The 509-nt window shown below is 28.9% G+C and carries 2 protein-coding genes; both read left to right on the top strand.

The genetic code is table 11. From position 1 onward, the window contains the following. On the top strand, nt 1-334 hold a 334-nt coding region (locus AMO08_RS02725), incomplete at its 5' end, for an SAM-dependent methyltransferase (RefSeq protein WP_218836564.1). A gap of 37 nt (nt 335-371) precedes the next feature. Next, the coding region (locus AMO08_RS02730; RefSeq protein WP_179850737.1) for an IMP dehydrogenase at nt 372-509 on the top strand (138 nt) is incomplete at its 3' end.

The following is a 509-nucleotide window of genomic DNA, read 5'->3' on the forward strand; positions in this document are numbered from 1 at the left end:
AGGAGATTTTACTGAAGAAAAAACTCAAGAAGAAATTAAAAAATATATAAACGGCAAAGTTGACGTCGTAATGTCTGATATGGCCGTAGATACAACTGGTATTAAAAATATAGATTCAATTCAAACTGGAGAACTATGCAAAGAGGCAATGTTTTTTGCAAAAGATTTAATGAAAGAAAATGGATATTTTATTTCAAAAATTTTCATGGGAGGAACATTTAACGAAATCGTCGCAGAGGGAAAAAAATATTTTAAAGAAGTTAAGGTTTTTAAACCAAAATCTAGCAGAAAAGATTCCAAAGAAAGTTTTATAATTTGTAGAAAAATCCGATAGAGACTTTTAATTTAAAAGGAATCGTATATAAAAGATTATGGTTCCCATAAAAGAAGCACTTACCTTTGATGATGTTACGTTAGCTCCAAAGTATTCAGAAATATTACCTTCTGATGCAGACACTAGTGTATCTTTAACAAAGCATTTGAAACTTAAAATTCCACTTTTATCATCT

The sequence above is a fragment of the Candidatus Pelagibacter communis genome, from assembly GCF_001180205.1.
Taxonomy (GTDB): Bacteria; Pseudomonadota; Alphaproteobacteria; order Pelagibacterales; family Pelagibacteraceae; genus Pelagibacter; species Pelagibacter ubique_O.